Origin of the sequence: Paenibacillus sp. WLX2291 (genome assembly GCF_046603665.1) — a bacterium.
GTDB lineage: Bacteria > Bacillota > Bacilli > Paenibacillales > Paenibacillaceae > Saccharibacillus.
Map to the genome: position 1 here is coordinate 2,925,851 of NZ_CP176755.1, position 13,664 is coordinate 2,939,514.

12 protein-coding genes are annotated in these 13,664 nt (G+C 45.9%); 3 read left to right on the plus strand and 9 right to left on the minus strand.

The window, feature by feature from the left end; genetic code table 11:
* Positions 1 to 116: 116 nt before the first annotated feature.
* A complete protein-coding gene (locus ACDE64_RS12415; RefSeq protein WP_411346963.1) occupies positions 117 to 2,486 on the minus strand; it encodes a helix-turn-helix domain-containing protein in 2,370 nt (789 codons plus the stop codon).
* Between the two features lie 666 nt (positions 2,487 to 3,152).
* On the opposite strand from ACDE64_RS12415, the gene rsgA reads away from it, so the two are divergent.
* Positions 3,153 to 4,226, plus strand: a complete 1,074-nt coding sequence (gene rsgA / locus ACDE64_RS12420; protein ID WP_411350288.1) for a ribosome small subunit-dependent GTPase A — start codon at positions 3,153 to 3,155, stop codon at positions 4,224 to 4,226.
* A 353-nt stretch (positions 4,227 to 4,579) separates the two neighbouring features.
* On the opposite strand, the gene ACDE64_RS12425 is transcribed toward rsgA, so the two are convergent.
* On the minus strand, positions 4,580 to 5,602 hold the full coding sequence (locus ACDE64_RS12425) for a UDP-N-acetylmuramate dehydrogenase (RefSeq protein WP_411346964.1): 1,023 nt from the start codon (positions 5,600 to 5,602) through the stop codon (positions 4,580 to 4,582).
* A 270-nt stretch (positions 5,603 to 5,872) separates the two neighbouring features.
* Between ACDE64_RS12425 and ACDE64_RS12430 the strand changes: the two genes are divergently transcribed.
* On the plus strand, positions 5,873 to 6,766 hold the full coding sequence (locus ACDE64_RS12430; protein WP_411342514.1) for a rhodanese-related sulfurtransferase: 894 nt from the start codon (positions 5,873 to 5,875) through the stop codon (positions 6,764 to 6,766).
* Between the two features lie 114 nt (positions 6,767 to 6,880).
* Here the strand turns inward: ACDE64_RS12430 and ACDE64_RS12435 are convergent, their stop codons facing one another.
* Entirely contained in the window at positions 6,881 to 7,378 is a 498-nt protein-coding gene (locus ACDE64_RS12435; RefSeq protein WP_411346965.1) for a GNAT family N-acetyltransferase, read from the minus strand.
* 154 nt (positions 7,379 to 7,532) lie between these two features.
* On the opposite strand from ACDE64_RS12435, the gene xerS reads away from it, so the two are divergent.
* The gene (gene xerS, locus ACDE64_RS12440; RefSeq protein ID WP_411346966.1) at positions 7,533 to 8,615 is read left to right on the plus strand and encodes a tyrosine recombinase XerS; all 1,083 of its coding nucleotides are present in this window, start codon (positions 7,533 to 7,535) and stop codon (positions 8,613 to 8,615) included.
* Between the two features lie 69 nt (positions 8,616 to 8,684).
* Here the strand turns inward: xerS and ACDE64_RS12445 are convergent, their stop codons facing one another.
* From ACDE64_RS12445 to ACDE64_RS12470, 6 genes are all read right to left on the minus strand, one after another.
* Entirely contained in the window at positions 8,685 to 9,227 is a 543-nt protein-coding gene (locus ACDE64_RS12445) for an NADPH-dependent FMN reductase (RefSeq protein ID WP_411346967.1), read from the minus strand.
* 73 nt (positions 9,228 to 9,300) lie between these two features.
* Positions 9,301 to 9,852, minus strand: coding sequence for a molybdopterin-guanine dinucleotide biosynthesis protein B (gene mobB, locus ACDE64_RS12450; RefSeq protein ID WP_411342518.1), 552 nt, complete (start codon positions 9,850 to 9,852; stop codon positions 9,301 to 9,303).
* Positions 9,852 to 11,150, minus strand: a complete 1,299-nt coding sequence (glp, locus tag ACDE64_RS12455) for a gephyrin-like molybdotransferase Glp (RefSeq protein WP_411346968.1) — start codon at positions 11,148 to 11,150, stop codon at positions 9,852 to 9,854. The genes mobB and glp overlap by 1 nt, the downstream gene beginning before the upstream one ends.
* A gap of 611 nt (positions 11,151 to 11,761) precedes the next feature.
* Positions 11,762 to 12,523, minus strand: a complete 762-nt coding sequence (locus ACDE64_RS12460) for a DUF4247 domain-containing protein (RefSeq protein WP_411346969.1) — start codon at positions 12,521 to 12,523, stop codon at positions 11,762 to 11,764.
* A 12-nt stretch (positions 12,524 to 12,535) separates the two neighbouring features.
* A complete protein-coding gene (locus ACDE64_RS12465; protein ID WP_411346970.1) occupies positions 12,536 to 13,051 on the minus strand; it encodes a DUF4178 domain-containing protein in 516 nt (171 codons plus the stop codon).
* Positions 13,052 to 13,126: 75 nt separating this feature from the next.
* A complete protein-coding gene (locus ACDE64_RS12470) occupies positions 13,127 to 13,531 on the minus strand; it encodes a DUF350 domain-containing protein (RefSeq protein ID WP_411342522.1) in 405 nt (134 codons plus the stop codon).
* Positions 13,532 to 13,664 lie beyond the last annotated feature (133 nt).

Consider the following 13,664-nt stretch of genomic DNA (forward strand, 5'->3'; position numbering starts at 1 on the left):
CCGGTTACCAACCTTCAACAACTCAGGTATCCCGGCAACATGTCACCCAGAACTTCAAATGCATACTAAGAAAAGGCAGTCCCGCGAAGGGGCTGCCTTTTTTTCATTGCAATCATTTATGAAATGGAATTCCGTACCTGTAAATGATCTTCTCCTTCACTGCCATGATGCAATTTGCGGTATTGCCCAGGAGTACAGCCCATTTCCTTTTTAAACTTGCGGATAAAATTAGCCGTATCCAGATAACCTACGCGCACGATAATATCCTTGAGTGGATCATCCGTTTCCGTAATCTGACGAATAACCTCATCCCGGCGCAGCTGCCAGATATATTGGGAAAAGGTCTGCCCGGTCTTATCCTTGAATGTCCGGCTCAAATACGAACTGGAAATGGAAAACTGCTGCGATATCGCTTCCAGACTGAGCGCATAATCGCAATACTGCTGATGTACATGCGCAACGACCTGATCCATGAGCGATACTTGCTCTGTTTCCTGCTTGTGCTCCGCACATGCACAGATTCGTACAGCCAGCTGCTGTAACCGCCCCTCCAGTTCTTCCGCTGTCTCGAATGCAGATAGCTGCGGCATATCACGCAGACTGCCCAGCAATCCCGCATCGGTAGCAGCACGTAGCACCGTATTCAACAGATCAAACAATATACATCGCATCAGTGGCAGTGGCAGCGATTCACTGTGCACACCAGTCGTAATGACATGAATCATATGACTGGCAACTTGAATATTGCCCTGCTTCAAGCTCTGAGACAGCTTTAATAGCGATTCATTGCTGATCCAGTATTGTCCACTGCCTTGTCGCGCATCATCGTCATGCAATTGATTGAAATAAATGACACTCGCATCATCACCACTTACCCGATACTCCATCGCGGTTGCAGCTTCGATAAACGACTGGTTGATCGCCTCCAGCTGCTCATATCCATTCCCTACACCGACATTCGGACGTATGCCATAATGATTGAACACAATATCGCGCACAGCTTCCACAATGTCCGTCATGCCATTTGCAATATTGTCATCCTCCTGCGGCTTCCAGCATACGGCAAGTGCCAGACGATTGCTGGACGAGTATTCTACCCCATACACCTGAGCAGATAAAGACTCCAATTGCACCTCACTCAAAATATCCGGCAGTGTCAGATAGGCACTGAATGTCTCATCCAGCAACTCCACATTACTCTGCTCTAGCGATGATTCTGAACGACGAGCAATTAGTGTATCTCCCGATACAATCATGACAAAATATCGTTTCCTATCACCACGTAATCCCAGATCATCGATCAGACGCGCGGTTTCTGCATCATCCGGCTGCCCATGCTTCATTAGCATCAACAGACACTGATGCCGTACATACGGCTCCTGCAAGCCAACACGATCGCGATAATCAAGCAGCGTCTGACGAATCCATGCCCACTCGTTGTTAAGCGGCTGTGCAGATGCTTTTCCACTGGATGACGTTATACCACCACGGCTCTGTGCAAACTCCACCAGATCACGCAGCGGACCATATTGCCGCCTTGCTAGCATTAATGCCACTGGAATACCCGCAAGCGCCACCAGTGCGAAGATCAGCACAATGAGTGTCTGTACATGGAAGATACGGCTAAAAAATTGATCGCTCGGCATCGTAGTCACATACGTCCAGCCATTTTCCTGCGATTCTACCGCTACCACCGATTGTTGCTTGCCGTTCAATTCCATATTGTGAATACCGGATGTTAGCCCTGACAACGTACCCAGCTCTAACGGCGTTGGCGGTGTATCATGATTGTTCGTCGTCAGCACATGACCATTGTTATCAAAAATATAACTGTTACCTTTGAAGTCGCTCAATACCGAATCCATCATGCCGGTCAGACGCGATTCATTGATCAAATACACGACCGTTGCATATGGATACGCATCGGTCGGTTTGATCGGCACCATATGTACCAGCATGGACGATTGCCGCGAATTGACACTCACCTCTTCCGCAGGGCGAGTCATCGGATACTTGATTTCGTTCAGATCACGCCGGATCGCCTGCTGATCCCAGCCAGTGAACTTGTACGTTTTCCCAAATACGACATTTAATCCGCTTAATCCATCTGAAGAGTAAATGACCGAATCATTGTGAAAATAAAGTAGTAGATCATCCACAATTGCACTATTCGCACGATATTGATCCAAGCGACGAATCGCTTCGCTGCTATAATACGGATGCTTGACCATATAACGGGTCAGACTATTGTCATAACTCATACGAATCGCAATATCGCGTAGCTCTGTCATACGCCCGTCAATCGTCATTCGCACCTGATTGAGTTGATTGACATTGGACTGCTCAATCTCAGTACGCAGACTGTTGACCGCACTTTGGTAGATGAAGATCGTAATCACAATCAATGGAACTAGAAAAATCAGCAAATACGACACCATATAACTCCGCTGCAAACGGGAACCTAAGCCTGAACGTATCAACCTCATCCGTCTCCTCCTCACGCGCCTTCATTCATAGTATTGAATAATGGCGCAAATGAATTATGGAATACGCAACAACGTCATGATTGTTGTTGATCGGAAATGTGGAACAAAGCGTAATGTTTCTGTAAATCATCTTCTTCATTCGCAAATGACTATCAAATCGTGAAAACATTCATAACATTACAATGATTCATTTTACAAAACGAAAACATGATTAACCCAATTGTAACTTATTCTCGCTATCTGAAAAGGCTTAACTTTGTTTAAACACCAAATTTAGTACTTTTTGATCACCTTTGTCTAACGCAACATTTACATAGATTGTTGGAAAATCCGGCATAGATGCAGAAGTATGTAAAATTCGATGTGATGAATTGCATGGGGCAAGTAGGAGTTTATCAGGAAAGGAATGACTTTCTTAGCCTATTCTGGTATGATGAACACGAAATCCCGACAGAAAGGATGATGATCATGAGAACCTTTACTTTTTTTCACAGCTGTCCGACGCCCTTGACCATTTCTGAATCGGGAGCCATGACCGGATAACGTATCATAAGCTCCCTTCATCCAAAGGAGCTAACCGAATTGAATAACAATAACAACACAAGCACGAATACGAATACGAATACGAATACGAATACGAATACGAATACGAACTATGTTGTAAGTATGTCTGACTATGGATACAATGATTATTTTGCAGATCAATTTAATCAGCTGGAGCAAAGTACGTCGCTTATTCCAGCGCGTGTGACTGCTGTCTTCAAGCACGTACTGCGCGTCATATCTGCGGATGGTGAACAGCTTGCACGTCCGAAGACTTCTGCCTTCCGCGATGCTCTGCGCACTGAACGTCCGGCGATTGGTGATTTTGTTGCACTGGAGAGTCATCCGGGCGATACTTCGCTGATCCATGCCGTCTTACAGCGCCAGACATTATTTCTGCGAGATGATCCAGACCCGGACGCACAGCAGCAAGTCGTCGCGGCGAATTTTGATTATTGCTTTCTTGTTAGTTCAGCCAATGACGATTTCAACATCAATCGTTTGGAACGCTATCTGACAATCGCCTGGAACAGTGGCGCTCGTCCAGTTATCGTTTTGACCAAAGCAGATCTGGCACATAATCTGTCCACTTATCTGGATGAACTGGAAGCCGCAGCGGTAGGCGTGCCTGTCTTTGCCGTAGATAGTCTGAGCGGCAGCGGGCTACCGGCACTTCGCGCGATGCTGTCTCCCGGTCAGACGATTGTGCTGCTTGGCTCATCTGGTGTTGGCAAGTCGTCACTCGTTAACGCACTGGCGGGTGAGGAGAAAATGAAAACAGGTGGCATTCGCGAAGACGATACGCGTGGTCGTCATACGACTACTCACCGTGAACTGCATCTGCTATCCAATGGCGTGATCGTCATTGATACACCGGGTATGCGAGGGCTTGGTGTTGGTCAGGCATCAGAAGGTTTAGAAGAAACATTTAGCGATATTGAAACGCTTGGTGAACAATGTCGTTTCGCCGATTGCTCACATGAAAATGAACCCGGCTGCGCGGTACAACAAGCGCTAACTGATGGTACACTCTCATCCAAACACTACATCAATTGGCAAAAGCTCAAACGCGAGATCGCCTTCAACGAGCGCAAACAAAACAGTCAACAAATGCGCCAGGACAAGCAAAAATGGAAAGCAATTAGCAAAGCTATTAAAGGCAATAAAAACAGCCCGAAAAATAACAAAAAAGCTTAATTGGGACGTCTATTTGAATATTTCATTCTGTTTCGTCTCCTTATTATGTAGTACCGCTATAATGGTCACTGCGCTAATCACTTTGCTATTATATCTATAGTGTTGCTATGTCCATGTTACTCGCATGTCTACACAACAGTCACTCCCATGCTTATACAATATGGTTAAGTAAATCCACGTAAATATATTCATGCATTTATGTGGATGAATGAGCATATCCCTTCCATTCATTTAGCGTATGCAAAAAAGCTTCCCTTTCTCTACACGGTTTTCAGAACCGCTTGAAGAAGTGAAGCTTTTTATGCGTAAGACATTATTCATTTCTAATCTAGTATGCTCTAAAAATCATAAAATCACAAAATTACAACTTCCGGCTCCGGTACAAAACCGAAACGTGCATCTACTTTTTCCTGTACGAGATTGATCAGATGCAGCACATCACTGGCAGTTGCACCACCGGTATTTTGAATAAAATTGCCATGATGCGGTGAGATGCGTGCCTGTCCATGCTGGGTACCACGCAATCCTAACTCATCTACCAGCTTGCCGGTCGGCTGACCGAAATCATAATTATTTTTGAATACCGATCCACAACACGCATGGTCAAAATGATGCTTGCCGCCTCGATCGTCGATCACATCGTGAAATGCCTGTGGAACACGATAACCCGCTGCTTCTAGACGCGGAATCCAGTTTTTGTAATAAGCAAAATACTCTGGCAAGATCGACGACGCGATACTCGACTCTCTCATCTCGCGCATAATCTCATCCCATTGCTCTTGTTCCGGTAGCGTGTACTCCCCGATATGCAAATCTGCACCAACGATAATCCACGGATTTTGCTGAAAAATGGATTGCTTGTACGCATACTGACATTGCTCTACGCCAATCTGCTGCATCCCCTTTTCCGGGTGCATCACATCAATATAATACACACGCTCTAGCAAACCGCTAATATCGTGTTTAAAATATTTGGCATTCATATAAATGCCCGCCCCCATCGTACCGGGCAGCAAATACGTAAAGTCCATCCCCTGTATACCAGTCATAACACCGATCAGCGCAAGCCATGTCATCGGTACTCCTGCCGACACAAACAGCCGATTTGTGGAAAATTCCAATTCTACATGGCGCTTGAGCGACAGAAACAGCATATCGTCCTGCGGCTGATCCGGGAACAGTACATTGGAACCCATACCGAACCATTTCACACCTAGTCCTTTTTGCTTACTGCCTTCCAACAATGTTACCAGTTCAGCAGTCGTCGCAGGCTGTCCCAGATGCCGCGCGGTACCACCAATTTCATAAGTCGAATAAGGAGCCAGACTGGCATTCAGCTGGCATAATTGATCAAATTGCAGTGTGTTCACATTCATCGTAACCCCTCAGTTCATACACCAAATGTTTGCTTCTCTCTTTTGCATATTGTTGTAGATGTATACTCCAATTGCCGACGAGCGGCATCTTACCTATTATAGATAAGCTTGCATGAAAACCCAAGCACAAAAAAATAATAATTTTCTCATTTTCATGACTTTTTCAACATATTCATTGACTATGCCTGTGAACAGGCGTAAAATTTTAAATTGCGATTATATGAAATTCACGTGTCTGCACTACCCATTTTTGAATAAAAGGTGATAATTATGTCTACAAGTCCATACCGGATTTTGTTGTTCTATAAATTCGTCAACATTGATGATCCGGAAACATTAACCGCTGAGCATCTGCAATATTGCAAAGACCTCGGCATCAAAGGGCGCATCCTGATTGCGCCTGAAGGTATTAACGGTACACTATCTGGCACATGGGAGCAAACAGAGCAGTATATGAATGATATGCGTGCTGATGCGCGCTTTGCCGATATGGTGTTCAAGATCGACGAATCGGACGTTCATGCGTTCAAAAAGATTTTCGTTCGTCACAAGCAAGAACTCGTCACGTTCCGTCTGGAAGAGGATGTAAACCCGAACGATCTGACCGGCACGCATCTCTCGCCCAAAGAATTTTACGAGCAGCTGCAACGTGATGATGTAATCGTCATCGACGGTCGCAACGACTACGAATATGATATCGGTCATTTCCGCGGTGCAATCCGTCCAGGTGTCGAATCGTCCCGTGAGTTCCCAGAATGGATTCGTGAGAACTTAAGTGAGTTCAAGGATAAAAAGATTCTGACGTATTGCACAGGTGGCGTGCGCTGTGAGAAACTGTCCGGCTTCCTGCTAAAAGAAGGCTTTAATGATGTTGCTCAGCTGGATGGCGGTATCGTCACCTACAGCAAAGACCCTGAAGTCCAAGGTCGGCTGTTTGACGGCAAATGCTATGTATTCGATGAGCGCATCTCCGTTACAATTAACCATACTGACGAGGATATAATCGTTGGAAAATGCTTCCACTGTGAAGATACGACAGATCATTATGTGAACTGCCCGGTGTGCAACTTGCAGCATATCGTGTGTGATAGCTGTGAAGATGAGCATGAGCATTATTGTTCAGATGCTTGTCGGGAGCAGGCGCTAGTAACGGCGCAAAAATGAATATAAGATTTTGATGTAATATAGTATTGATGTAAAAAGGAATAGTCGACGATTGCTGTGTTCGCAGTGATCGTCGACTATTTTTAATTTATGGGTATTATAGCTTGGGTATATTCACATCATGCGGCTGGAATCAAAATATTGGCTTGGTCCGCCGTGATCGAGTTCAAGTTGTTCGCGGTAATTGCCGCTCGTATATTCGCCGATGATACGGCGCCAGAACGTTTGAGCGGGGATGTTGGTGCTGACCTGCGTAACTTTCCAGCGACCAGAATAGCGGTCGAACAGTTGATGGGCTGCCCATTTGCCGACACCAGCGCGTCTATATTTGTGCAGTACGAAGAATTCGGTCATATAGTAATCCGCAGCTTCTCCGGTTCCAAGTCGGTCAACAAGTGCAAAGCCCGCAATACGGTAATCCGAGTAGATGAGATATGGAAATTTGCGTCCGGGACGGCTCCAAAATTCGTCAAGATCAGGGTATTCAGGGAAGCGTCCTTTATCGTTCAATTCGATATTCAGATAATATGTAAAATCGTATAGATAGAATTGCATCATTTCGCGAATGACTTTTTTCTTGCTTCTTGGTACCATTTCCAGCGATAGCGCCATGATCGCCCCTCCGTTGTATGTCAGTCGGTGTGTGTACACATCCAGCACATGAAAATTTTGGCATTTATCTCATGCCTTCCTTCTACTATATAACGTGGATGTCCAAGGAAGCAAATCATTGTGTTACAATCAAATTATGAGGTGAGACAACGATATGACGATACAGAAAATCAACGATCGCCGCAAGCTGGAAGAGAAGTTGCCGTCCATGCCGTGGTATGTAGAGCAGTTCATCGGCTATAAGCTGCCCGATCTGTCACCATCCACATTGCTGGAATACATACGGGATTATGAATCCTTTTTTGGCTGGTTGATTGCCGAAGGATTATCTACTGCGACGTCATTTACAGATATTCAATTGCAAGAACTAGAGACGCTGCGAATGGATGATGTGACAGGTTACCGACTGCATTTGACGACCCGTGCTGAGAGTACGAACGCGCGTGTCACCGTGTCACGCAAGCTGTCCTCCCTGCGCTCGCTATTTCATTATTTAAGCCAAATTGCTGAGGATGATGACTTTTACCCTTTATTAAAACGTAATATTATGGCCAAAATCGAAGTCAAACGGCTGCACAAACCGAAGGATACCGCTGCCAAGCTAAAAGGGAAAATTCTGGAGGATGAAGAACTGCTGGAGTTTGTCGGCTACATTCTCGAAGGGCACCGCGAGACCATTGCCAAAAACAAACAAGCACTGTATTCGTATGAGCTGAATCGAGAACGCGATGCCTGTATTGCCAGTCTCATTCTAAACTCCGGGTTACGCGTGTCCGAGGTTGTGAATTTGAATATGAATGATCTGGATCTTAATCAGAAGATGTTGTATGTATCGCGTAAAGGTAATAATGACGAGACATTCAAAACGCCTGTGTATTTCCGTGAGCAGGCGCGCGATGAATTGAATACGTATTTGCAATTGCGCGAGTCTCGTTACCGTACACCACGCAATGAGTCAGCACTATTCGTTGCCAAGCCAAATGGACAATCTTCCGGTAAACGCATGACCAAGCGTGCAATTCAGGCGATGATTATCAAGTACGCCACGCATTTTGGTAAGCCCTATTTGACGGTGCATAAGCTGCGGCATTCCTTTGCCACCGATTATTATTTGCAAAATGATATTTATAAGACCAAAGAGCAGCTTGGTCACGCTTCAACAGAAACGACCGAGATCTATGCGCATCTGACCGATAAAACGATGTCCGAGGCGATTGAACGTCGCGGTGATCAATAAAGTAATACCGTCCTACTCTCCATCTGGAAGCGCAGGACGGTGTTTGGCATACCAATCATTAGATGATTGTTACTTCTCGTTTGTCAGTTTAACCGCCAGCTCGATAAACGAAGCGACTGCTGTACGAATACGAAGCTCCACACCTTCGTCAGCCGGATTACCGTCCTGATCAAACTCACGCTGTGCGCCGCCAATGGATATCCATTCCGGGCAGTTGATGCCGTGCAGATTGCGCACGATCGTTTGCAGATGTAGCAGCGAAGCTGTACCAACCTGACCACCTGCGGAGTTAGCAGCTAGTACTACTTTGTTATTAAAAGACTCGCTGTTGAGGAAATCGAGTGCATTTTTCAGAACACCTGATAGTGAACCGTGATACTCCGGTGTTGCAAGCACGAGTGCATCCGCGCCTTTGGCAGCAGCGGACAGCTTCAGTACTTCCTCATGACCGTACGCTTCGCCCGGACCGTACAACGGCAATGGATGCTGTTGCAGATCAAATACTTCTGCTTCATGCCCTTGCTCTTTTAACAGACGAGCAATATATTCACACAGCCGGGTGGTGGATGCTTCTGGGCGTGTGCTTCCTGCGATGAGTGTTACTTTTAACATGTTAATCTCCTCCTACGTTCTATCATCTCTATTTGTTCACATGCGCTTGTTCATCCTTAGGTAATGCGGGAAATCAGGATTCTATGTAAGCATTCAATAACGTGAACAATTCCATAATACCATCTTTTCCGCATGGAATAATAGGTGTTTGCTTCAAATTTGAAAAATGGGCAGCGACGATCTCTGGTTGTAGACGTGCATAGATCCAGTGCAGCGCAGTCACCTGCTCTACTAATTCCAGCCCTGCTTCATCTGCAACAATGACCACCTTCGGATAACTTTCCATTTTAAAGCCTTCCACGATAATCAGATCATACGGGGGCTTGCCGGTTTGTGCCAGTTGGTGAATCAACTCATCCAAGGGTGTCGATTGCCCATATAGAATTGCAGTACGAGACGGCGAAGTGATTGCTACCGCCGCCGCACCCGCTTCTGTATGGGCAAATGTATCGGTACCTTCATGATCCATTTGAAAATTATGCGCATCATGCTTGATGACTGCTACCCGTTTGCCTGCCGCTGCCCATAATGAGAGTAATGAAGTGATGAGTGTTGTTTTGCCAGCATTTTTGTAACCGACGATCTGAATAACCGGGATGGACGTGTTCTGCTGATTACCGCTCATTAGCGTACCAACCTCAGCACACTGACACTGGTGCCAGCAGGCAATGTTTCACTCGTTGGTGGAATGACGATTAGGCAATCGCTATCCTTGATCGTCACCATCACATTCGACTCATCCAGCAATGCGGGATAAGCGATCAGCTTGCCATCGTGCGCTTCCAGCCGTCCGCGTACATAGCGAGTAAAGCTGTTAATCTTCACATAGTCACGTCCCAGCTCTGCTTGCCACTCTGGCAAATAACTGTCCTGACTGCCCATCATTTGACGAATGGTTGGACGGACAAGTAATTCACAACCGACAAAACAAGCACCCGGATTACCAGACAGCGCGAACAACAGCTTGCCATCCTTGACTGCACCAGTCGTTACGCTGCCCGGACGCATTGAGATTTTGTTAAACAGCATCTCTACATCATCACTGCGTACAAGGTCACCCATAATATCGTAATCTCCAACCGAGACACCACCGCTGGATACGACCAGATCATACGTTTCCAGTGCATTCAGCATCATGCCACGTGCCAGTTCCAGATCGTCTTCGACAGCTCCCAGCAGATGCGGCTCACCACCTGCGGCAGTAATTTGCTCAGCGAGCATAAGCGAGTTGCTATTGCGGATTTTGCCCGGTTCAATCTCGTCCTCCACACTAAGCAATTCCGTACCTGTGGAAAATACCGCTACCTGTGGACGACGATATACCGTGACCGTATGTACGCCAAAGGTCGCCAGTACACTAATCTCCCCTGCTCCGATTACTCTGCCTTGCTCAAGTAGCACATCGCCCTGCTGAACTTCCAAACCGATCGGCGTAATATTACGTCCACTCTCCATCTGACGCTTGATACCGACAAAGGTCTCTCCGTCTTCTATCCGTTGCTCGGTCATTTCCAGCATTACGACCACGTCCGCACCGTCCGGCACCATTGCGCCTGTCATAATGCGTGAAGCATGACCGGACGTAATATGTACAGATGGCGTATACCCACACGGGATATTATCGACTACTTTGAGCCAGATCACCTGATCACTGGATGCTTGCTTCAGATCAGCAGATACAAGTGCATAACCGTCCATGCCGGAACGACGAAAATGCGGATAAGGATGAGGTGCTGTGACTGTTTGTGCTAGAAAACGTCCGCCTGCTGTATGCAATGGAATCTGTTCAGTTGCAGATGGTTGGACATGAGCGGCAATCTTCTGTTGAGCTGCTGCGGGTGTAATCGGTTTACGATGAAATTTGGCAGGATCCAGCTGAGCTGGTATTGCACTATTTTGCTCTGATTCGGGTTGTGCTGTCATAAGTATAGTCCCTCCAAAATAAATATACATACAATCACTTACTTACAAGATTCACTTCATTACGCAAACTTGATGATGAAATCAAAAGGTAAACATGCCAGGTACATATTTCTGTCCTGGTATCGTAGTCTCATTTATAACTCAAGTATAATAGACATGCAAGTCAACCTGTAATGAACGTACATGCAAAGTTCGGCAGGGCGTTGTATGTCGAAGATGGTTATTGAGTTTGCATACGTTGCTGTATCTTACTATAAGAAGTAGCGTGAATTGTTATAAAATGATGATTTACGTTTTCTACGTATCGTATGTATGCTAGAACTGGAAATGTTGGGTTCGCGGTTGAAGTGGCATAGAATATTATAGTTTCTATTATGAATTTTTCATATGTTTATTTTTTAATATTAACAAAATAGAACAAATCCCTCCTCGACTAACAATATGGTTGGTTGGTTGGTTGGTTGGTTGGTTGGTTGGTTGGTTGGTTGGTTGGTTGGTTGGTTGGTTGGTTGGTTATACTAGCCCTTTATCTACAAACAAAAGCAGGAATCTACGTATCACCAATGTAGATTCCTGCTTGGATGTTGCCAAATGCAATTCATTTTACCGTTCTATCTTCGTCCGCGTTTACGAACTTTACCGGAGCCAAAGCTGGATTTGGGCGAACTGCTGCGTGAGGAGAAGAACCCCCCGCTTTTGTTGGACGAGCTGCTGCCGCGGTTGATTGTGCCGCTAGAAGATGGCGAACCGCGATTGGAGACATCACTTCCATACGTAGAACGTTTCGATCCGGATGTATTGCCTCGTTTGAAAATAGAACCGGATTTATCCACCGTCAGCGGTGGAGCCTGCTTCATATCCTGTGCAGATGGCTTGTTATACTGCGTCTTCGGCGGATAGGTGTTCTGACTTGTATATCCTCGGTATGTACCGCCGCCATATCCTCCGTAACCACCATAACTGCTACCGCCGAACAATTGCTGAAGCAGCGACGCCGTCAAATACCCCTGCAAAAAGCTAGAGTTGTAATTTTGTCGTACATATTCGGTGGAATCGACCTCAATTAATGTATCTTCCGTTTTCGCCGGATCACGCTGCACCTGAATCAGTTCATCGTTATAGACGAGAAACATGCGCTCCGGGTCTTGCACTGACATATTTTCAGGCGTGCGTTGATCAGACAATTGCTCCGCCACTACCGGCACCGTCTGATTGGCAGCACGATATACATACGAAGTAGAATTACCATTGCGACTAACCGATTCCAGCGGGTAGTTGATCTTCGAGCTGCCAAATCCACAGCCTGACAGTAGCGATGCAACCAGACTGACGATCAGAATCAGTTTTATTGTAAAAGATGATCGTTGTTTCATATACATTCGCTCCTAATTGGCCCGGATGACCGAAACATCGCCATTCAGTACATATTCGCCTTCATACAGAGTAAAACGTCCACCCTGCCATTCAATGCGCAACAGCTTGTGGTCATCCGATTGATGCTGCCACACATGCTGATCACCGTTGGCTGCTCCCGGCAATACAGGTGTACGCCCAGTAGATAACACCGTCCCACTATATTGCTCATCCAAATAATAATCAGTGCCATCCATCTCAATATGAGTTGGCACTTCATTCGGATTCTCCAATCCACCATCAATCGGTGCATACAGTGCATAACGCAGTTGTTCCCGCGATTCCACATGCAGATATACAATGTTCGAGCCATCTTGCAGCGTTAGCATGACCGCGTTACGCGCCGCATTACGCGCAGTGCCGACCACTTCGTATGTAATCAGCGACACCTCGCATATATCACCAGCACGCAAATCCAGCGGCCCTTTGTCTGGACGCGGTGCTTCTGGTTTGGAGATCAGATTGCTAATTCGTTTCCACAGTCCCATGATTATGCATTCCTCTCTATCCTTGTTGCTATCAATTGATATTATTTCCTTCAGATTCGAGACACACCTGTTCATTTACAGCGAAGCGGAAATGATAAATGCGCCAACTAGTTGCAGCGCGCCACCAAGCAATCCATGTCCGATCATACCTTGACGTGTACCTTCATCCAGATCCAAGCCAGCAATTTTCTTGAGTAATAGTCGTGCGAGCTGTTCCAACACGAGCAAGATCACAAACGATACGATCGATACAAGCACTGCTTCCCACAGACTCCACGACGTATTAATCGATACCGACAAAATGTAACCTTGTGCAAACAACTTCATCACCAGTCGAATGGCTACCGCTGTATTGCCTGCCTTGATCTCGGCAATGTCCTTATATTTCGTAAAAAAAGAATCCAGATACATAAGCACACATAACAGTACAGCACCTACACCAGTCCATACGAGAATTTGCAGTATAATATCCCAATTCATGCAGTTTCCAGCCTCCAACAATTTAGAATCAATTCCATGTTACTGTCCATCTGATTAAAATAGCCAAACAAAAACGAAGGAAGAACCGTTATCGTTCTTGCCTTCGTTCGTTATCCGCATCATGAGGATACAA

Excerpts from the sequence above, each read along its gene's own strand:
- ACDE64_RS12415 (WP_411346963.1), bottom strand. The coding sequence starts at position 2,486 with ATGAGGTTGATACGTTCAGGCTTAGGTTCCCGTTTGCAGCGGAGTTAT.
- rsgA (WP_411350288.1), top strand. The coding sequence starts at position 3,153 with ATGTCTGACTATGGATACAATGATTATTTTGCAGATCAATTTAATCAG.
- ACDE64_RS12425 (WP_411346964.1), bottom strand. The coding sequence starts at position 5,602 with ATGAATGTGAACACACTGCAATTTGATCAATTATGCCAGCTGAATGCC.
- ACDE64_RS12430 (WP_411342514.1), top strand. The coding sequence starts at position 5,873 with ATGTCTACAAGTCCATACCGGATTTTGTTGTTCTATAAATTCGTCAAC.
- ACDE64_RS12435 (WP_411346965.1), bottom strand. The coding sequence starts at position 7,378 with ATGGCGCTATCGCTGGAAATGGTACCAAGAAGCAAGAAAAAAGTCATT.
- xerS (WP_411346966.1), top strand. The coding sequence starts at position 7,533 with ATGACGATACAGAAAATCAACGATCGCCGCAAGCTGGAAGAGAAGTTG.
- ACDE64_RS12445 (WP_411346967.1), bottom strand. The coding sequence starts at position 9,227 with ATGTTAAAAGTAACACTCATCGCAGGAAGCACACGCCCAGAAGCATCC.
- mobB (WP_411342518.1), bottom strand. The coding sequence starts at position 9,852 with ATGAGCGGTAATCAGCAGAACACGTCCATCCCGGTTATTCAGATCGTC.
- glp (WP_411346968.1), bottom strand. The coding sequence starts at position 11,150 with ATGACAGCACAACCCGAATCAGAGCAAAATAGTGCAATACCAGCTCAG.
- ACDE64_RS12460 (WP_411346969.1), bottom strand. The coding sequence starts at position 12,523 with ATGAAACAACGATCATCTTTTACAATAAAACTGATTCTGATCGTCAGT.
- ACDE64_RS12465 (WP_411346970.1), bottom strand. The coding sequence starts at position 13,051 with ATGGGACTGTGGAAACGAATTAGCAATCTGATCTCCAAACCAGAAGCA.
- ACDE64_RS12470 (WP_411342522.1), bottom strand. The coding sequence starts at position 13,531 with ATGAATTGGGATATTATACTGCAAATTCTCGTATGGACTGGTGTAGGT.